Below are 19,320 nucleotides of genomic sequence, written 5' to 3' on the forward strand. Positions count from 1 at the left end.
CTGCTGCCCGGCCATCGCCGCGTAGCGCCCCACCCGGCTGATCAACCGGCCAGCGACGAAGGCAAGCCGCGCCCGGCCCGGAAAGGCCCGCCCTACCCCACCACTGCGCGCCCGGTCGGCTTACTCGGCTGGAAACCCTGCCCGCAACTGGGCGACGATCCATTGCGCCTCGGCCTCCGTAAGGAAGCGATGCCAGGGCGGCATTGGCGTACCCGGCCGCCCCCCATGAATGGTGGCGACCATCGAGTCGACCGGCTTGTCGCGCAGCGCCTCGGGCGTTAAGGCGGGGCCAAGGCCGCCCTGCAACGTCATTCCGTGGCACGAACCGCAATCCTGGCGAACGAGGTGGACGAGCTGTTTCTGTCGTTCCGGAGACGGTTCGGCCGGCGCCAGGACGGCTTCGGCAAGCGCCACGGGAGAGGCGACCAGCAGCAACAGGGCAAACACAGAGGGCATGGCGAGAAACTCGATCGGGTGGCTGCTGCGACAGAAAATCGCATGCAGGGAAGCTGGCAAGCTGACCGGCGATCGGTGGACTCGGCAGCCGCTCAGCTCGAGCCAATTCTATCCGAAGAAGCGAGAGCCGCGCCTGCCTGCGCCAGCCGATCATCGACGACACGGACCAGGAACCCGGTGAAGACCGTCGATTGCCAGAGTCACTGGCTCGCACACAGCGATCTCCCGAGCCGCGGGTCGAAGTCGAACCTAGTGGAAACGTGGCACGCAGGAGCAAGCAATGGCGCTGCTCCCTGTATCATGTCGCCTTCGCCATGCAGCGAATCATTAGCCACCGCGGGTAATGCGACAGCGGAAAACGAGCCACCCGCTGCTCATGAAACCGGTACACTCCCGACGTCGCGTCACTGCCCGGCAAACGGCAGGCTGCCGGGGTATCCGCGCAAGCTGTGAGGAACGGTACAGGATCAGCACCCGACAACCCGCCCGGCCTGCTTGCCGAACTCGCAGCTGGCTTGTCGGGAAGTGCCTCGGTGGTCGACAGCGCGCGCTAGCCGAAAAGGATTTTCTTGCAATGACAATTTTGGGAACTCTCCGACGACTTGTCGGATTCGGCCAGGCCGACCAATCCAAACCCTCTCTTCCAGAGACCGCCGCCTCCCCCGGCATCGATTTGGGCGCTGAGCACAGAAAATGGATTGCTCTCGGCGATGAGGGACGGTTTTTCGAAGCCATCAATCTATGCCTGGCGACGGTCAGCGATCCCGACGAAAACTTTCTCGCCTCGTCGTTTCTCGGTTATGCCTATTTCCAGACAACAAGATACGATCTGGCGATCAAACACCTGGAAATCGCCCTCAAGAAGAACCCCGGTGATTATTACGCGGCTTTTTTTCTTGCCAACGGCCTGAAGGCAGTGGGAAGAAAGCAGGAGTCGCTGGCGTGGTTTACCGCTTGCTTCAGGAACCATCCCAGCCATGCGGAGGAAATATGTGATGCCGCCATGCAGACCGCTCTGGAAATCCCGGAAACGGAAGAAAGCACAAGCTTTTTCAGAGAGTTCCAGGCGGCGGCAGAAGCCGATCTCGTTTCGTCACAGCAGGTCGAGAGGTTCCTTTTTTTCCAGGGGCGGGACGCCGAGTTGCTGGAAAAGCTCAATGATGATGCAAATATCGACAGCACTCGCGTGGAGTTTCGGCGCATCCGCTCGGTAGCGGACTGGGCCGCCAGAGGACACGGCCTGATTCGCCCGCTTGGCGCGGCCGAAGTGATTCATTTCGTGACCCCTCCGGCCAACGGACAAACAGCACACCAGCAAATATTGGTTGAAGCCAACGAGCCGTATGTTGCCGAAATACCCGATGCATCGATCGTCGGCGGTTCGAGCCTGATCTTTGCCGAGCAGGATGTCGTTCTGTCCGACCTGTTGGCCGACAAGCGATACGGACGTTATGCCAGCCTCCAGTACGACAAGTCCGTGGCTGCGCAACGCCGCGATGCGCTCCTGACAAGGTCGGTTGATGCCGGGGAACGAATCGCTGAGGGGATCATGTTGTCCGGACTTGCCAGCGAATGCTATGGCCACTGGTTTGCCGAATTCCTGCCCAGATTGCTCCATCTGGAACAACATCCCCGGTTCGCCGAAATTCCGATCATCGTCGACGAGGCGATGCCGGCGTCGCATTACGACTTTCTGCGGGCGCTGGTGGCCAACCCCTTGCACATTGTCGCGCGAGGGGCGGCGCTGGAGGTTGGAACCCTGATCGTCGCACCGACCATGACTTTCTTTCCGGTGGAGTTGTTTGCCGACCATGCCGTCCCGGCAGAACACCAGGCATCATGGACTGTCGGCGCGCTGCGTTATATCGGCGACCGGATAAGGGCTCGCTTCGGCGAATGCGCCAACGCCTCCGGGCGAATTTTCCTGTCGCGCAAGAACAGCACCTGGCGCCGCTTGCTCAATGAACAGGAAATCCTCGACGATTTGCAGTTGCTTGGCTTCCGGGCGGTATATCTTGAAGAGTGCAGCTTCGAAGAGCAGGTGCGAATCTTTCAGGGCGCCGGATTTGTCGTGGCACCGAACGGTTCCGCGCTGAACAGTCTCGTTTTTGCGCGTCCCGATGTGAAGTCACTGATCATTGGCCAGAGGAATCATTTCAATTGGGGGGGCTGGCTGGGACCGATGATGGATCTGGGCTACTCGCCCGTCTTTCTCTCGGGGGAACCGGTAGGGGATGAAGGAAACAAGCATTCGGACTATGAAATCCCCGTAGCCGAAGTGCGTCAGACCATTCTGAAAATGCTCGAGAGATAGCCACCGTCATGGACAGGCCTATTTTCGTAACGCAACCCTATCTTCCCCCGCTGGAAGAATTCATTCCCTACCTGGAGCAGATCTGGAGCAACAAGATACTGACCAATTGCGGGCCGTTCCATCAGCAACTTGAGCAGGCGCTGTGCGAACACCTTGGCGTTAACCATATCTGCCTGTTTACCAACGGCACCATTGCCCTGGTCACGGCCCTGCAGGCGCTGCGGATCACCGGTGAAGTGATTACGACGCCCTACTCCTTCGTCGCCACCTCACATTCCCTGCTCTGGAACGGCATCAAACCGGTGTTCGTCGACATTGAGCCGAGCACCCTCAACCTTGATCCGACGATGATCGAAGCAGCAATCACGCCGCAGACCACGGCCATCATGCCGGTGCATTGCTACGGACACCCGTGTGACGTGGAGGCCATCCAGAAGATCGCCGACAACTACAATCTGAAGGTGATTTACGACGCGGCGCACGCTTTTGGCGTGCAATGCGATTGCGGCAGCGTTCTCATGCACGGCGATTTGTCGGTCTTGAGCTTCCATGCCACCAAGGTATTCAATACCTTCGAAGGCGGCGCCATTGTCTGCCCCGATGCCAAGACCAAGGTGCGCATCGACCAACTCAAGAACTTCGGCCACGTCGGCGAAGTCACCGTCGTCGCGCCGGGCATCAACGGCAAAATGAGCGAATTCAATGCCGCACTCGGTCTGTTGCAGCTCAAGTACATCGACCGCGCGCTGGCGCGGCGCCAAGAGATCGACGCCGCCTACCGCGAGCGGCTGCATGGTGTGAAGGGGATTTCCTGCCTGGGTGATTCCGGCGAGAAGGTCGCCAATCATGCGTATTTTCCGATTCTGGTCGATAGCCACTACCCGATCAGTCGCGACGAGCTGTACCAGAGGCTGAAGGACAACGGAATCCATCCTCGTCGCTATTTCTACCCGTTGATATCGGAGTTTTCCATGTATCGTGGGCTTCCATCCGCGCACCGAGACCATCTTCCGGTGGCTACCGCGGCGGCGCAGGCAGTCCTTTGCCTGCCGATCTATCCGGACCTGGAGATGGCGGTAGTCGATACCATTACCCGCTTCATAGCGGATCAGTGAGCGTGAGCACAGGGCAAGCGATTGGCCGTCCTGGCCTGACGGGCGCGAGACGATGAGGCTGGCGATCATGCAGCCGTATTTCCTCCCGTATATCGGCTACTTCCAGTTGATCTCGGCGGTCGATCAGTTCGTCGTGTACGACAATATCAAGTACACCAAGAAGGGATGGATCAATCGCAACCGGCTGCTGCAGAACGGGACCGACGTGATCTTCTCGCTGCCTCTGAAGAGCGGTTCGGATTCTCTTGACGTCCGCGAGCGCGAACTCGCTGCCGATTTCAGGCGCGACAGGTTGCTCAACCAGTTCACGGCAGCGTATCGACGCGCGCCGTATTTCGAGCAGACCTACTTCCTGCTCGACCAGATCGTTCGCTACGACCAAATCAACCTGTTTCGCTATCTTCACCATTCGCTCGTCCGGACCTGCGAGCACATGGGGATCGGCACCTCGATCAGGGTCTCTTCCGAAATTGCCATCGATCATCGCCTGAGGGGTCAGGACAAGGTGCTTGCGCTGTGTACGGCGCTTGGCGCCAGCACCTATGTAAACGCCATCGGCGGCATCGATCTCTATTCCCGCGAGGCATTTCGCGAGCGCGACCTGGACCTCAAGTTCATCAGGTCGAAGCCCTTCGAATACCCACAGTTGGGTGACGCCTTCGTACCCTGGCTGTCGATCATCGACGTGCTGATGTTCAATCCGCTCGACGCCGTTCAGGCTTGCGTCGCGAGCAACCATGAGTTGATTTGAAGCATGTTCAAGTGGAAGAAGTTGGGCAAGGTGTTCACCCCGCAGGAAGTGGCCGGCCGCAGCTGGCTGCAGGAGTTTGCGCAGGCCCCGGCAAGCCTGCTTTTTGACGATTTCGTGCGCATCTACTTCTCCTGCCGTCCGCCGGCAGATGCCAACGGGCAGTACGTGAGTTACTCGGCCTTTGTCGATCTGGATCGCGCCGATCTGTTCAAGCTGCGCCGTGTCGCCGAGCAGCCGATCCTCGGCCTGGGCGGCCTCGGCGAGTTTGATGAATTCGGCACCTACCCGGTTTCGCCCATCCGCGACGGTGACGAGCTGCGGGTCTACTACGCCGGCTGGACGCGTTGCGAATCGGTCCCGTTCAACGTCGCCATCGGCGTAGCCAGCAGCCGCGACGGCGGCGAGACTTTCAGAAAACACGGCAGTGGCCCGGTGCTGTCGTATTCGCCGGACGAACCCTTCGTGTTGAGCGGCCCGAAGATCCGTCGTTTCGACGATGTCTGGTACCTGTGGTACATCGCCGGCCGCAAGTGGAAGGTGGTCGACGGGCGTCCGGAACCGGTCTACAAGATTCGCATGGCGAGTTCCAACGACGGCATTCACTGGCACAAACTGAACAAGGACCTGATCGAGAGCCGCATCGAAGAAGATGAGGCACAGGCCAGCCCGGACGTTTTTTTTGCCAACGGCCGGTATCATATGTTCTTCTGCTACCGCTACAGCAGTCACTACCGCGGCAAGGAGAACGGCTATCGCATCGGCTATGCCTCCAGCAGCAACCTGACCGATTGGCTGCGCGACGATACCAGGGCCGGTATCGACGTTTCGGACGAAGGCTGGGATTCCGAAATGATCAGCTATCCGCACGTTTTTGAAGTCGATGGCCAGACCTATCTGGCCTACCTCGGCAATCAGGTCGGCCGGCATGGTTTCGGTCTGGCCGTTCTCGATGGCAAGCTGGAGTAAGCGATGGGCGCCATGCGGTGGAACAAACTCGGCAAGATATTCGATCCGACGCACTACAAGCTGCCGAACGATTGCGTGCAATTCGCCCAGGCGCCGCAGGCGCTGGTATTCGACGACTTCGTGCGGGTCTATTTCTCGACCCGCGCGGTGGACCCGGGCAACGGCAAGTACCTCAGCCATATCGCCTTTGTCGACCTGCGGAAGAATCTGCGCGAGGTGATCCGGGTCTCCGACAAGACGGTGATCCCGCTCGGCGGCCTGGGCTGTTTCGACGAACACGGCATCTTTCCGATGAGCGTCATGCGCCACGGTGACGCAGTGTACGCCTACACCTGCGGCTGGAACCGCAGAGTCTCGGTGTCGGTGGATACGGCCATCGGGTTGGCGATCAGTCGCGATGACGGCCTCACTTTCGAGCGCATCGGCGACGGGCCGGTGCTGGCAGCGTCGCTGCACGAGCCCTGCCTGGTCGGCGATGGTTTTGTGAAGCTGATCGGCGGCGTCTTTCATATGTGGTACATCTTCGGTACCGGCTGGAAGAAGTTCGCGGCGGACGAAGCGCCGGATCGGACCTACAAGATCGGCCATGCGGTTTCCAGCGATGGCGTCGAGTGGGTCAAGGAAGAGGCGCGCCAGATCATCGCCAACCGCCTCGGTGCCGACGAAAGCCAGGCGCTGCCGACGGTGGTCGAAATCGATGGTCGGCAGCACATGTTCTTTTGCTACCGCCACTCTTCCGACTTCCGGAAGAACAAGGAGCGCGCCTATCGTATCGGCCACGCCTGGTCGGACGATCTGTTGAACTGGACGCGCGACGACGAGGAGCCGCTGATCGACGTCACCCCCGGCGACTGGGATGCGGAGATGCTGTGCTATCCGCACGCGTTTGAATGCGACGGCGCGGTGTACCTGCTCTATAACGGCAACGAATTCGGACGCCACGGTTTTGGCCTGGCCGTCTTGGAACGATGAACGCCGTGGTCGACTTTCGACGCAACACCGCGTCGGCAGCGCAGATCGCCGAACACCTGGGCCGCTGCGATGCCGACTTCGTGCCGCCCCTGAGCGCCCGCGTCGACATCGGCTCGTATGCGGAAAAGATTGCCAGCAAGGCAACCCGGTTCGAGGCGTGGGCGGACAGCGTGCTGCTCGGGTTGGTGGCGGCGTACTGCAACGACCGGGAACACGGCATCGCCTACATCACCAGCGTCAGCGTGCTGAGAGCGTGGACCGGCCAGGGCGTCGCCGCACGCCTGCTCGATCAGTGCGTCGAACACGCGCTGGCATCGGGTCTGCGGCAGGTCAGTCTCGAGGTGGCGAGCGACAATACGCCGGCCATCAACTTGTACGAAAAGACCGGTTTCGTCGCCGGCCGGACCGGCACGCCTTTTCTGGGTATGGATATCTACTTGAACTACGGGCCAGAGCATGAACAGCAAGCGTGACTACAACGTCGAGATCAAGGACACGAACGACCACAGATACGCCTACGGATTCGACTTCGAGGTGATGCACCCGTACATGATCCGGTCGTTCGAGCCATTCTTCAGGGACGGAAGCCTGCTCGAACTGGGGAGCTTCAAGGGCGATTTCACGAGGCGATTCCTGCCCTATTTTGACGACGTCACCTGCGTCGAAGCGTCGGACGTGGCGGTTGCCGAAGCCCGAGGCAAACTGGGCGACCAGGTGACTTTCGTCAATTCGCTGTTCGAGAATGCCGTACTGCCCAGACGTTACGACAATATCGTTCTGACGCACGTCCTGGAACACCTCGACGATCCGGTAGCGGTGCTGAAGCGGATCAACGACGAATGGCTGGCGGAAGACGGCCGCTTCTTCCTGGTCTGCCCCAACGCCAACGCGCCTTCCCGACAGATTGCCGTGAAGATGGGACTGATCACGCATAACGCCGCGGTCACCCCGGCCGAGGCCGAACACGGCCACCGCTGCACCTACACCCTGGATACCCTTGAGCGCGATGCCGTTGCCGCCGGGCTGCGGGTCCAGCACCGTTCCGGGGTTTTCTTCAAGGCGCTGGCCAACTTTCAGTGGGATCGCCTGCTGCAGACCGACATCATTTCCAGGGAATATCTCGACGGCTGCTACAAGCTTGGCCAGCAATACCCGGATCTCTGTTCGAGTATCTTCCTGATGTGCGAACGCGGGGAGATCGAATGAAGATCTCGTTTGTTGTCGCCGTCTATCACAACGAGGGTGCTCTGGCCAAGACGCACGAAAAGATCCGTTCGGTGTTTGCCGGCGACCTCGCCGAGCACGAGTACGAAATCGTCTTCGTCGATGACGGCTCGAAAGATGGATCGCTGCAGGAGATCCTGAGCCTGAGAGAGCAGGATCCCTGCGTCAAGGTGATCACCTTCACCCGCAACTTCGGTCAGATGGCGGCGATGCTGGCTGGTTTCCAGGAAGCCACCGGTGACGCCGTGATCAACATCTCGGCCGACCTCCAGGACCCGGTCGAACTGATTCCCCAGGTGGTCGAGAAGTGGCAGGGAGGCGCCGAGATCGTCATCTGCTACCGGACCGATCGCGCCGATACGCTGGCGGCAAAGCTGTTCTCCCGATTCGCCTATGCCGTGCTGCGCATGTCCCTGCCGCAAATTCCGCCTGGCGGTTTCGACTTCGTGCTGATGGACAGGAAGGTGATGGACGCCTTCAATGCGATCGACGTCAGGCATCGCTTCTTCCAGGGCGACCTGTTGTGGACCGGCTACCGCACCTGCTTCATCCCCTACGTTCGTCTGAAGAGGACCATCGGCAAATCGCAGTACAACTTCGGGAAGAAACTGAAGAACTTCCTTGACGCCGTTCTTGACGCGTCGTACCTGCCGATCCGGTTCATCTCGTTGGTCGGCGTAATCACTTCGCTGCTCGGCGTCCTGTACAGCGTCAGCATCGTCATCAGCTGGTTGCGCGGAGAAACACCGTTCGCGGGGTGGGCGCCGATCATGATCGCCGTCCTGCTGGTCGGCGGACTGATCATGGTCATGCTCGGGGTAATCGGCGAATACGTCTGGCGGATCAACGAGGAAGTGAGGAAGCGGCCGAACTACGTCGTCAGGAACAAGTTCCTGTGAGCGAAACGCTAAAGTACACGATGATCGACGGGATCAAGTGCTTCAGTCCCGACGTCGCCAAGGATTACACCGACTATCCTGACGGTGGTTTCGACCTGACCGACAGCAACGCTGAGAACAGCTTCTGGGTGAGCTCCAGAAACCGGCTGTTCAAGAGCATCGTCCACCGCTACCGGTCGCCAAACGGAAAGACGAAATTCCTCGAAATCGGCTGTGGTACCGGCGACTTTATCCGGCAGATCGTCGAACACGACAATTTCGAGATCACCGGCTCGGAGGTCTACCTGAAGGGTCTGGTCTACGCCAGGAAGAATCTTCCCGGCGTAGACTTCGTCCAGTTCGACGTGACGCAAGGACGGATTGGCGAGCAGTTCGACATGATCGTGGCGTTCGATGTCCTCGAGCACATTGACAACGACCTTGCCGCCATTGCGAACATCAGCCAGATGCTCCGCAAGGATGGTGTATTGGTGATCTCGGTTCCGCAGCATATGTTCATGTGGGGAGAACTCGACGAGATCGTCAAGCACAAGCGCAGGTACTCCAGAAACGAACTGGTCGGCAAGCTCGAACAGAATGGTCTCGATATCGCGCGCTGCACGTCATTTGTATTTACCTTGTTTCCGGTGATGTACATCTCGCGATTGCTCGACAAGGGGCGCGACAAATCACAGTCGGACGAGGCGGCACTGGCCAAGAGAGTCACCTTCCCGCGGGTCTTGAACTGGCTCCTTGATCGCTTCATGCGCCTGGATGAGGCGCTGATCAGGCTCGGACTCTCGCTCCCTTTTGGGGGAACATTGCTGGTTGTTGCCCGGAAAAAGTGAGTTCCAGCTTCAATTGACTCTTTGCTTTTGAATCCAGCTCTTCAAACATGCCGGTCGACGAAATATGGACTACTGCCTGGCGGCACGGTGCCACGGCGCCAACCGGGCGTGACCAACAATAGACGATGAACCAACTCCGAATAGAAGTCACCAAATTCACGCTGGTCGGCGCGGCAAACTTTGTACTCACGTTCATCGTCTTTTCGGTGATGTTGAAGGTGATGGCGATAAACCACCTGATGTCGCTGGCCACCGCCTGGTTTTTCGGCATGATTTTTTCCTACGTGGCAAATTTTGTCTGGGTGTTCAAACCGGAAAAGACGATTCAGTTTCGCAGCAGATTTATCAAATTCCTGTCAACCGGTTTGCTGTCATTGGCGCTGAACATGCTGGCCCTGGACTACCTGGTCAAGAGCACTCTTCTCGATCCATTTTACCTCCAGCTCTTGCTGATTCCCCTGGTGGTAATCTTCAATTTCACTGCCACAAAATTCTGGTCCCTGCGTTGACTCGCCGCTCCGCGCAGGCCCACTTCTACTTATCATGAATCCTGCAGACCAGCACAAGGTAGTTTCCGGGAAATGGCTTTCCAGTATCGATCGTGCAGCCCGGGGCGCGATTCTTGTCAGCGCCGGGCTGGTAATCGCATTTTGCCTCTGGTCCCTCGATCGGGGGCTGGAAATCACCGACGAGGCATATTACCTCCTTCTCGCCATGCATCCGCAGGCGGTAAAGCTCTACATCAGCGCACAGCAGTGGATAACGGGCGGTCTGTGGCAACTCACGGGAAGCGTGCCGAGCTTCCGGGCAGCCGGGATGGCACTGCTGGTGGCTGGCGCGACACTGCTGGCACTTGGGGCCATCTCGGCCTTGTCGCGGACCAGCTTGAAATTTCCGGAAAGCTTTGGCGCGCGGGTCCAGGTGGTCGCCGCTTCGCTTGTCGGCGCGCTGCTATATGCCGCAACAATCAATCTCTCCCCTTGCTACAATTTGCTGGCTTCTGCCGGAGCGTACGCCGCTGCCGGCCTGCTTTTCGTGTCGTTTCGCGAGTCTGGCAACTGGCGCCGAACGGCTATGCTGTTCCTGGTCGGTGGCGCTTTGAGCGTGGAATTCATCAGTAAGCCGTCTTCCGGGATTGCTTCGATGGGCCTCCTGACCGTCTGTCTGTTTGTTTCTGGTCAAGCACTGCGGGACAAGGTCATTGGTTTACTGGCGATGCTCGGTGGCCTGGTCTCTTGTGTTTTCGCTCTGGTCGTAAGCCAAACGACCGTCGCGGATGCCGAGGCCGCCCTGAGTCTGGGCATGGAGTTGTTCAGAATGGTTCAGGTTGAACCCGTTGGTGCCAGGCTGACCAGATATCTGGTCGAGTTTTCTCGCTATGCAGTCGAGGCCTTCCACGCTTTTCTGTTCGTAATTCTGGCAGTTTCGATGTACTTGCTGACTCGCTGCCCGATCTTTGCTGGCGTCGCTATTTTGTCGCTCGCCTATACGTTAGTGACCGGTGGGTACCTGCTTGGCGGCGTCGATCAATATGTTCTGCAGATCCAGGCTGCTTTCGTATTGTTTCTGTTGGCGCTGCTGGTTTCGTTGCCGGCCTGGAGGAAAGACCGGCACGCCGTCGCGCTGGTGGCCGGACTGGCTGTTCTGCCCTACACGGTTGCCGTCGGAACGGGCAACGCGATTTTTACGCAGATCATCGTTTCTCTGGCGCCGTGGGGAGTGGCGCTGGGCGTGGTGGTCAATGGCGATTTCCATAGAAACACCGACAGGACGCTGGCCCTGACCTTGTGCGCGGCTTTTGTCCTGACTATTTCTGCGCAAATCATTAGCAGTGGTTTCAGGATGCCTTACCACTTGCAGACACCGCTTGTCTCCCAATCTCAACCGGTGATTGTCGGCGATCTGGGAACGATACGGGTAGATGCCGAGACGGCGCAGTTTGTCGGCGACCTCAAAGCGGCGGAAAGAACCTGCAACATTGTTCGCGGCACACCATTCCTCGGCCTGTACAACATCCCCGGCGTGGCGCTGATTCTTGAGGCGGTGCCGGTGCTGACTCCCTGGCTGAACAATGTTGCGCAGGCGGACGCCGTGGTGCACCACGCACCGCCCGGTGTTCTCGCTTCAAGCATCGTAGCCATCCTGTTGAACGCCGACGGCAGCAAGCCGCAGTTCCCCAAAATGCTTTCCGGATTCCCGGTCGGTTTCCGCTATTGCGGCGAGGCGACCTACCCCTTCGGTCGTCAAAGGATCCAGATCTGGCTGTCCCGGGAGGTGTGAGAGAGCATCTCGCGCACCGTGGTGGCCGAGTTGCCGTAGCGACGCTCTGCCCGAACGCGCCAGCTGCGCCAGCATCGATGTGCGCTGGCGGTCGAGCAGCCAAGCCTTCGTGTTCCGGCGCCGTCGCGCCTCGCTGCCAACGCTCGCGGTGCGGTTTGCGCGTCGCCAGCCGACAGGCCATAATGCGCGCTTTGGCCGGCACTTGCAGCGTCGGCGAGACAGGGAGGCAGTGGATGGACCTTTGGGCGTGTCCGGCGGTGGTCACCGGGGCGGCATCGGGTTTGGGCGCCGAGACGGCACGCTATCTTGCCGAGGCGGGAGCCAAGGTGGCGGTGATCGACATCGACACTGCGGGTGTGCAGAAGGTCGCCGACGAGATCGGCGCGCTGGCCATTCCGTGCGACGTCGCCGATTCGCTGTCCGCGGAGAATGCCCTGGGCATGGCACGCGACGCGCATGGGGCAGCCCGCGTGCTGGTGCACTGCGTTGGCCGCGGCCACTCCGAGCCGACCTTGGGCGCCAATGGCCCGATGCCGCTGGAGGACTTCCGCCAGCTCGTCGAAGTCAACCTGATCTCGACCTTCAACATGATGCGCCTGGCGGCTGCCGACATGGCCCGCCTGAAGCCACGCTCCAACGGCGAACGCGGGGTGATCCTGTCGACGGCGTCGGTCGCCGCCTATGACGGGCAGAGCGGCGAAGCCGCCTATTCCGCATCCAAGGGAGGTGTGGTCAGCATGATTCTGCCCGCCGCGCGTGAGCTCGGCCCGCTGGGGATACGGGTCGTCGGTATTGCACCAGGCCTGTTTGGCACGCAAACGCTGTTCGCCATGGAAAAGAACCTAGACTCCCGGCTGGCTCACCAGATCCCCTTCCCGCACCGCTTCGGCGACCCCGCCGAGTTCGCCATGCTGGTCCTGCACGTTCTCAAGAACGTGATGATCAACGGCACCGTGTTGCGGCTTGACGGTGGTTACCATCGCTGACTCGGCGCCGCCGGGCGTGATCGCCGCTTCGCCCGGCACGGCGACCAAGGCGATCGACAAGACGCTCGTGCTGCATCTGGTTTCGCATGCCTCGGGCGAGCTGGTCGAACTGCTGGCACGCAACGCTATCGCCCAACTCGCAGGCGTTCAGGTCGAGCGTCGGCTGTGGAAGATGGTCCGCCATCTCGGCCAGATTCCCGAAATCCTGGGCGCGGTGGCGCAAGCGCCGGGTTACGTCCTGCACAGCGTCAGTCACTCCGACCTTCGCCAGGCGCTGGAAGAAGGCTGTGGCCGCTTGCTGGTCCCTTGTCAATTTGCCCTCGAACCGCTGATCGGCCGTCTGGCCGAGTACTCGGGTGCCGCCGTGCAGTTCCACAACAGTTCGCGCGACGCCTTCGACGAGGATTACTACCGTCGCATCGAGGCCATGAAGTATACCCTGGCGCACGACGACGGCATCGCCAGCGACGACCTCGACGGCGCCGACGTGATCATTGTCGGCGTTTCGCGGGCGACCAAGACGCCGACCTGCATGTATCTGGCGTCGCGTGGCATCAAGGCCGCCAACGTTCCCTTGGTCCCCGGCGCGCCGCCGCCGGTCGGACTCCTGCTTGCGACAGGTCCGCTGGTCGTCGGGCTGACCGTCGACCCCGCTCGCCTCGCCAGGATTCGCTCTGCCCGTCTTAAGGCGCTTAACGAATCGGAGACCAGCGATTACACGGACTTCGCCGAACTGCGCAAGGAGGTGCTAGGAGCGCGGCGCCTGTTCGTCGCACGCGGCTGGCCGATCATCGACGTCACGCACCGCTCGATCGAACAGACGTCAGCGATGATCATCGACCTGCTCAGGGCACGTGCCAACGGCGCATCGTAGCCGACCTTCCAGCAGCGGACCGCAGCTGACGCGGCAACCGGGCGGCAGCGCGCCGCGGAACTCGATGACAGCGCGAGTCACCGCCTCGCCATCACCGCAACGACGATCAGGAGTCGGGCAGCGCAAGGATCCAGCGCACCAGGATGCGAATATTGTCCATCCCGGCACGCTTGTTGGCCGACATGTAGTCGTTGCCCCAGGCGCCACCGCCGCCATCGTGCACCTTGATGACCAGCGCCTCCTCGACCTCCGGCTTGCCGCGATAACGTTTGGCAACGTCGCGCCAGGCAGGACCGCGTACCGTGATATCGACGTCGTGGCAGAGCAGGCAACGGCTCTGGTCGGCCAGTTCGAGCATCGCCGGATCAACGGCTGGAGGCGCGGCGAAGGCCAGTTGCGAACACATCACGGCCGACAGCAGCAGGGTCTGCATCTTCATTGCTTCTTCCTTCCGGCAGATAGAGTCGCGCCGATTATGCCGGCAAACGGGACAAAAAAAAACCGGGGGGCTTGTGGAGCCCCCCGGCATCACTTCCGACGACTGCGACAGATCAGTAGATGTCGTGCTGGGTGTTGTAGACGTTGAACTTGCCGGTCGGCGTGACCAGACGCGGGTCCTTGATCACTTTCGTGACCTTCCGGGTCTTGTCGTCGAGGACCACGATCGCTGACGGCTCGGTCTTGTTGCCGGTCCAGACGGAGAACCAGATCTCGTCACCCTTTTCGCTGTACTCGCCATGCACCACGCGCTGGATACCTTTGGTCTTGCCCAGATTGGCCGCACCGGCGATATCGATCACTTGCGACTTGGCCTCGGGATTGCCCAGTTCGTCGATGTTGTAGACGCTGACCGAGCCGGCAAGCTGCGGATCCGGGTTCAGTGGTGCATCAGCCCACAGGTTCTTGGACTTCGGATGCGTCTTGACGAACAAGGAGTTGGCGCCGTGATTCTTCAGTTCCTGAACGACCTTCCAGGCGTGCTGCGGGTTCTTCGCCGGGTCGGTGCCAATCACGGTGATCACGTCGGCACCAAGGTGCGAAGTTGCCCAGACCGGACCGTACTTTGGGTGAGTGAAGTTGGCACCGCGACCCGGGTGCGGGATCTTGGCGGTGTCGACCAGGGCTGCCAGCTTGCCTTCCTTGGTATCCACCACCGCAACCTTGTTCGAGGCGTTGGCGGCGACCAGGAAGTAGCGCTTGGTCGAATCCCAGCCGCCATCGTGCAGGAACTTGGCGGAGTTGATCGTGACTTCCTTGAGGTTGGCGATGTCGGAGTAGTCCACCAGCTTGATCATGCCGGTTTCCTTGACGTTGATCACCCACTCCGGCTTGTCGTGCGAGGAAACGATCGAAGCCACCCGCGGCTCCGGATGGTACTCGCCGTCGACCGTAACGCCGCGCGTCGAGATCAGCTTCAAGGGCTCGAGCGTTTCGCCATCGAGGATCGCATACTGCGGCGGCCAGTAGGCACCGACCACCGCGTACTTGTCTTCGTAGCCCTTGTACTTCGAGGTATCGATCGAGCGTGCTTCGTAGCCGGCCTTCATGGTGGCGACGATGGTCGGCTTCTCGTACCACATGTCGATCAGGTCGTAACGACCGTCACGGCCGATCACGTGCACATAACGTCCAGACGCCGAAATACGCGAGATGTGTACCGCGTAGCCGGTCTTGACGATACCCCAGATCTCCTTGGTGTCGCCGTCGATCAAGGCAACTTCACCGGAGTCACGCAGGGTCACCGCGAAGACGTTGTTCAGGTTGACCTTGTTCATCTGCTTGGTCGGACGCTGGGCGACCGGCACATGCAGCTTCCAGCTCTCCTTCATGTCCTTCATCCCCCACTCGGGTGGGACATCGGCCGGCATCTGAACGTACTGCGCCATGTGGGCAATTTCCTTCTTCGACAGAATGTCGTCAAAGTTGGGCATGCCGCCTTCAGTCCCGTAGGACATGATCTTTTCCAGGCGCGACGAGCCGAGCTTGGCGGTGTTTGCCGGCTCGAGGTTCTTGCCGGTAGCGCCCTTGCGCAGCATTCCGTGACAGCCGGCGCAACGTTCGAAGTAGGTCTTGCCCGCGGCCGCCTTGTCCTCGGCTGAAAGCGCCGGCGTTGCCGCCGCTGCCGGTGCTGCGGCGGGGGCTGGTGCAGCAGCCTTTTCGGCCTTCGCTGCAAATGCCACGTTCATAGCGAACGGCAGCGCAGCCAGCATCAATACGTTACGAATTACCTTCTGCATGCTTGTTTCCTCTCCTCTTGAAGTTTCTCGACTGTCGCCCGGGTAACATCCGTGTCAGACTCGCCGCAGGATGACATGTCTGCAGGGCTCCGTTCCTTGACCTCCATCAAATATCCTTGCTCGCAGAATACATAAGGTGGCGTTCGAGTTGAAATAACCTGCGAGAGGCGATTATGCTTGCACCTCAGCAAGAATCGGAAGAAAAATGAGTCAACAGCCCCCTGCGCCGTCAACCGGAACCGTGTACCTCGTCGGCAGCGGCCCTGGCGACCTTGATCTGCTGACCCTGCGCGCCGCGCGGCTGATCGGCGAAGCGGAGGCCATCGTCTACGACCATCTGATTGCGGAAGGAGTGCTGGCACTGGCGCGTCCCGATGCCGAAAAGATCTACGTCGGCAAGAAGAGTTCAAATCACACCGTACCGCAAGGTGAGCTCAATCGGCTGCTGGTGACCCTGGCGCGCGCCGGCAGAACCGTAGTCCGCCTCAAGGGGGGTGACCCTTTCATCTTTGGGCGCGGCGGCGAAGAGATCGAGACTCTGGTCGAGTCGGGGATCCCCTTCGAGGTCGTACCGGGAGTGACCGCGGCTGCCGGCTGCGCGGCCTACGCCGGCATCCCGCTGACCCATCGGGATCACGCCCAAGCAGTGGCTTTCGCTACCGGCCACCTCAAGGACGGAACGATCAATCTCGACTGGCCGGCTCTGGCGCGTCCGCGGCTGACCGTCGTCTTCTACATGGGAGTCGGTGGCCTCGCCGAAATCTGCCGCCAGATGATCGCGCACGGCTTGCCAGCAGACCACCCGGCCGCGATCATCGAGAACGGTACTACCCGGCGGCAGCGGGTGGTGACCGCCAACCTGGCGACGCTGCCGGAGAAAGTGGAAGCGGCGGGCATCGCTTCGCCGGCCTTGATCATCGTCGGCACGGTCGTCCGTCTGCAAGAGAAGCTGGCCTGGTTCCGGTCCTGACACGCGTGCAAGCGCAGGCAACCACCGCTTACGCGACCAGCGCCAGGCTCAGCAGGATTCCGAAGATGAACTGCAGCCGGGCAGTACGGGCCAGCAGTTCGTTGAAAACAGGCCCCGCCAGCGCTCCGCCGAAGCGCTTGAGCAACAACAGCGCCGGTGGCAGCGCCAGCAAGGGCAACGCCATCGACCAGCCGCGTCCGGCGAGCGCGGCCAGCCAGGGCAGCAGCGCAAAGGGAAGCAGCATTTCCGCTCCATAAATCCACGCTGTCGCGCGCCGACCAAGGACCACGGCCAGGGTCCGCTTGCCGACGCGGGAATCCGTTTCGCGGTCGCGCGCATTGTTGACGGTGATCACCGCTGCCGCGAACAAGCCCAGCATCGCGCCGGCCAGCAGCGCGGTCGGGCTGATCGAAAGGTTCTGCAGGTAGTAGCTGCCGCCCACCGCCGCCAGACCGAAGAACAGCAGGACAAACAGTTCGCCGAGCGGCGTATAGGCGATCGGGCGCGAACCGCCGGTGTACGCCCACCCGGCCAGCAGTGACGCCAGGCCGATGGCCGCGATTGGCCAGCCGCCCTGGTACGCCAGGTAGATTCCCAGATTGAAGGCGAGCGCAAAAGCAACCCAAGCCCCGCGCCGTACGGCAGCGGCTGGCAGCCAGCCCATGGCGGTGGCGCGCGGCGGTCCCAGACGTTCCGGCGGGTCCGCGCCACGCTCGAAATCGGCGACGTCATTGTGCAGGTTGGTTCCGATCTGGATCAGCAACGCCGCCAGCAAGGCGACCAGCGCCACCGGCCAGTGCAGGCTTCCCGCCTGAGCCCATGCCAGGACATGACCAAGGACCACCGGAACAACGGCCACCGTCAGCGTCTTCGGTCGAATGGCCAGCCACCAGGCGCCGAAGGCGGATGGCTGCGCAGCGCAATCGTTCACCGCAAAGTAGCCTCCCGCGCGCCGGTCACCCGGTCAGCTGCTCCGGGTGGCCCGAACGCGGCGTGTTATGATGCGCGCCCTTGCAGGCGAGTGCTGTTGTGGGTGGTGCCGAGAGGGGGAATCGAACCCCCACGATGTCACCATCGGCGGATTTTGAGTCCGCTGCGTCTACCGATTCCGCCATCTCGGCTTTGGCTCGAAGTTCCCGAGCCGGAAGAGCTGCGGATTATCGCCGATTCCCTGGCCGTCGACAAGCCGCAAGACGGCCAAAATCACCCGCTTCCGCCCGCCTCGGGCCAATTCCGGCTAACATCGGCCCTTGTAGCGCCGGCGGCCATCCCTCGACAAACCATCGCTGGCAAACCCTTTCATGCTGACCCTCGACGACTTCGACTTCGACCTTCCCGACCAGCTGATCGCCCAGCACCCGAGCGGCGAACGGACCGCCAGCCGGCTGCTGCAGGTCGACGATTTCGCTCTCTGCGACCGTCGCTTCAGCACTCTTCCGGATCTGCTCGATGCCGGCGACCTGCTGGTGTTCAACGACACGCGCGTGATCCGCGCGCGGCTCTTCGGCCACAAGGAAAGCGGCGGTCAAATTGAAGTCCTGATCGAGCGCATCGTCGACGCCCGCCACGCTGTGGCGCAAATCCGGGCCAGCAAGTCGCCCAGGCCCGGTAGCCGGATCGTCCTCGAAAACGCGATCAGCCTGGTGGTTCGCGGCCGCAGCGGCGAACAAGGCGAATTCTTCGACCTGGAGCTCGAGCCGCCAATGGCGCCGGAAGCAAATCCGGAAGCGGAGCCCGCCGGCGGTCGCGACCTGTGGACCTTGATCGACGCGCACGGCCGGCTGCCGCTGCCACCCTACATCACGCACCCCGCGGGTGCCGACGATGAAGCACGCTACCAGACGGTCTATGCCCGCCACCCCGGCGCCGTCGCGGCGCCGACCGCCGGTCTGCATTTCGACGACGCACTGCTCGCCAGACTCGCGCAGCGCGGCGTCGAAGTAGCCTGGCTGACGCTGCACGTCGGCGCCGGCACCTTTCAGCCGGTACGCGCGCATCGGGTCGCCGAGCACCGGATGCACGCCGAACGCTTCGTCATTCCGGCGGCGACGGTCACCGCCATCGGCCGCACCCGCGCCCGCGGCGGCAAGATCGTCGCCGTCGGGACGACCAGCCTGCGCGCCCTCGAAGCCGCCGCGCAGGGCGGTGCGCTGTGTGCTGGCGCGGCCGAGACCGACATCTTCATCACCCCGGGCTACCGTTTCCAGGTCGTCGACCGGCTGATCACCAACTTCCACCTGCCGAAATCGACGCTGCTGATGCTGGTCTCGGCGTTCGCCGGACTCGAACCGATCCGTGCCGCCTACCGGCACGCGATCGCCCAGCGCTACCGCTTCTTCAGCTACGGCGACGCCATGCTGCTGACCAGAAGATGAGTCTCGCCCCCCGTCCGGCCGCCTGTTCCCACCGTCCTGCCTTCCGGCATCCCCACCTCTCAGCCCTCGCCCGT

The 19,320-nt window shown here is 61.3% G+C and carries 19 protein-coding genes and 1 tRNA gene; 15 read left to right on the top strand and 5 right to left on the bottom strand.

What is annotated here, in order from left to right; translation table 11 throughout:
- Positions 1 to 120 precede the first annotated feature (120 nt).
- Complete coding sequence (locus Q1L50_RS06635) at positions 121 to 456, bottom strand: cytochrome c (RefSeq protein ID WP_300336931.1); 336 nt, start codon at positions 454 to 456, stop codon at positions 121 to 123.
- A gap of 574 nt (positions 457 to 1,030) precedes the next feature.
- Between Q1L50_RS06635 and Q1L50_RS06640 the strand changes: the two genes are divergently transcribed.
- The 13 genes from Q1L50_RS06640 (at position 1,031) to Q1L50_RS06700 (ending at position 13,664) form a co-directional block, all read left to right on the top strand.
- Positions 1,031 to 2,770, top strand: a complete 1,740-nt coding sequence (locus tag Q1L50_RS06640) for a glycosyltransferase 61 family protein (RefSeq protein WP_300336933.1) — start codon at positions 1,031 to 1,033, stop codon at positions 2,768 to 2,770.
- A gap of 8 nt (positions 2,771 to 2,778) precedes the next feature.
- Entirely contained in the window at positions 2,779 to 3,885 is a 1,107-nt protein-coding gene (locus Q1L50_RS06645) for a DegT/DnrJ/EryC1/StrS family aminotransferase (protein ID WP_300336935.1), read from the top strand.
- Between the two features lie 52 nt (positions 3,886 to 3,937).
- A complete protein-coding gene (locus Q1L50_RS06650; RefSeq protein WP_300336937.1) occupies positions 3,938 to 4,636 on the top strand; it encodes a WbqC family protein in 699 nt (232 codons plus the stop codon).
- A gap of 3 nt (positions 4,637 to 4,639) precedes the next feature.
- A complete protein-coding gene (locus Q1L50_RS06655) occupies positions 4,640 to 5,602 on the top strand; it encodes a glycosylase (protein WP_300336939.1) in 963 nt (320 codons plus the stop codon).
- Between the two features lie 3 nt (positions 5,603 to 5,605).
- Positions 5,606 to 6,574, top strand: coding sequence for a hypothetical protein (locus Q1L50_RS06660; RefSeq protein WP_300336940.1), 969 nt, complete (start codon positions 5,606 to 5,608; stop codon positions 6,572 to 6,574).
- Positions 6,571 to 7,047: a GNAT family N-acetyltransferase gene (locus tag Q1L50_RS06665; RefSeq protein WP_300336942.1), complete on the top strand. Its 477-nt coding sequence runs from the start codon at positions 6,571 to 6,573 to the stop codon at positions 7,045 to 7,047. The genes Q1L50_RS06660 and Q1L50_RS06665 overlap by 4 nt, the downstream gene beginning before the upstream one ends.
- Positions 7,031 to 7,780 carry a class I SAM-dependent methyltransferase gene (locus tag Q1L50_RS06670; RefSeq protein WP_300336943.1) on the top strand — a complete coding sequence of 250 codons (750 nt, stop codon included), beginning with the start codon at positions 7,031 to 7,033 and terminating at the stop codon, positions 7,778 to 7,780. Before Q1L50_RS06665 ends, Q1L50_RS06670 begins: the two co-directional genes overlap by 17 nt.
- Positions 7,777 to 8,697, top strand: coding sequence for a glycosyltransferase family 2 protein (locus tag Q1L50_RS06675; protein ID WP_300336945.1), 921 nt, complete (start codon positions 7,777 to 7,779; stop codon positions 8,695 to 8,697). The genes Q1L50_RS06670 and Q1L50_RS06675 overlap by 4 nt, the downstream gene beginning before the upstream one ends.
- Complete coding sequence (locus tag Q1L50_RS06680) at positions 8,694 to 9,524, top strand: class I SAM-dependent methyltransferase (protein ID WP_300336946.1); 831 nt, start codon at positions 8,694 to 8,696, stop codon at positions 9,522 to 9,524. The genes Q1L50_RS06675 and Q1L50_RS06680 overlap by 4 nt, the downstream gene beginning before the upstream one ends.
- 125 nt (positions 9,525 to 9,649) lie before the next feature.
- Positions 9,650 to 10,033, top strand: coding sequence for a GtrA family protein (locus Q1L50_RS06685; protein ID WP_300336947.1), 384 nt, complete (start codon positions 9,650 to 9,652; stop codon positions 10,031 to 10,033).
- A gap of 34 nt (positions 10,034 to 10,067) precedes the next feature.
- Positions 10,068 to 11,804: a hypothetical protein gene (locus tag Q1L50_RS06690; protein WP_300336948.1), complete on the top strand. Its 1,737-nt coding sequence runs from the start codon at positions 10,068 to 10,070 to the stop codon at positions 11,802 to 11,804.
- Between the two features lie 233 nt (positions 11,805 to 12,037).
- The gene (locus Q1L50_RS06695) at positions 12,038 to 12,790 is read left to right on the top strand and encodes an SDR family oxidoreductase (RefSeq protein ID WP_300336949.1); all 753 of its coding nucleotides are present in this window, start codon (positions 12,038 to 12,040) and stop codon (positions 12,788 to 12,790) included.
- A complete protein-coding gene (locus tag Q1L50_RS06700) occupies positions 12,774 to 13,664 on the top strand; it encodes a pyruvate, water dikinase regulatory protein (RefSeq protein WP_300336950.1) in 891 nt (296 codons plus the stop codon). Before Q1L50_RS06695 ends, Q1L50_RS06700 begins: the two co-directional genes overlap by 17 nt.
- Before the next feature lie 106 nt (positions 13,665 to 13,770).
- On the opposite strand, the gene Q1L50_RS06705 is transcribed toward Q1L50_RS06700, so the two are convergent.
- Together Q1L50_RS06705 and Q1L50_RS06710 are read right to left on the bottom strand one after the other, a co-directional pair.
- The gene (locus tag Q1L50_RS06705; RefSeq protein ID WP_300336952.1) at positions 13,771 to 14,103 is read right to left on the bottom strand and encodes a cytochrome C; all 333 of its coding nucleotides are present in this window, start codon (positions 14,101 to 14,103) and stop codon (positions 13,771 to 13,773) included.
- Positions 14,104 to 14,215: 112 nt separating this feature from the next.
- Positions 14,216 to 15,901 carry a nitrite reductase gene (locus Q1L50_RS06710; RefSeq protein WP_300336953.1) on the bottom strand — a complete coding sequence of 562 codons (1,686 nt, stop codon included), beginning with the start codon at positions 15,899 to 15,901 and terminating at the stop codon, positions 14,216 to 14,218.
- A gap of 205 nt (positions 15,902 to 16,106) precedes the next feature.
- Here Q1L50_RS06710 and cobA point away from each other — a divergent pair, with 205 nt between their 5' ends.
- Positions 16,107 to 16,871 carry a uroporphyrinogen-III C-methyltransferase gene (gene cobA, locus Q1L50_RS06715; protein WP_366145220.1) on the top strand — a complete coding sequence of 255 codons (765 nt, stop codon included), beginning with the start codon at positions 16,107 to 16,109 and terminating at the stop codon, positions 16,869 to 16,871.
- A gap of 28 nt (positions 16,872 to 16,899) precedes the next feature.
- Here cobA and Q1L50_RS06720 read toward each other — a convergent pair whose 3' ends face one another.
- Together Q1L50_RS06720 and Q1L50_RS06725 are read right to left on the bottom strand one after the other, a co-directional pair.
- Entirely contained in the window at positions 16,900 to 17,802 is a 903-nt protein-coding gene (locus Q1L50_RS06720; RefSeq protein WP_300336955.1) for a 1,4-dihydroxy-2-naphthoate polyprenyltransferase, read from the bottom strand.
- Positions 17,803 to 17,905: 103 nt separating this feature from the next.
- Positions 17,906 to 17,992 (bottom strand) — tRNA-Leu (locus Q1L50_RS06725).
- Between the two features lie 180 nt (positions 17,993 to 18,172).
- Here Q1L50_RS06725 and queA point away from each other — a divergent pair.
- Positions 18,173 to 19,246 carry a tRNA preQ1(34) S-adenosylmethionine ribosyltransferase-isomerase QueA gene (queA, locus tag Q1L50_RS06730; RefSeq protein WP_300336957.1) on the top strand — a complete coding sequence of 358 codons (1,074 nt, stop codon included), beginning with the start codon at positions 18,173 to 18,175 and terminating at the stop codon, positions 19,244 to 19,246.
- Positions 19,247 to 19,320: the final 74 nt, after the last annotated feature.

It is taken from the genome of Accumulibacter sp., assembly GCF_029255145.1.
GTDB lineage: Bacteria > Pseudomonadota > Gammaproteobacteria > Burkholderiales > Rhodocyclaceae > Accumulibacter.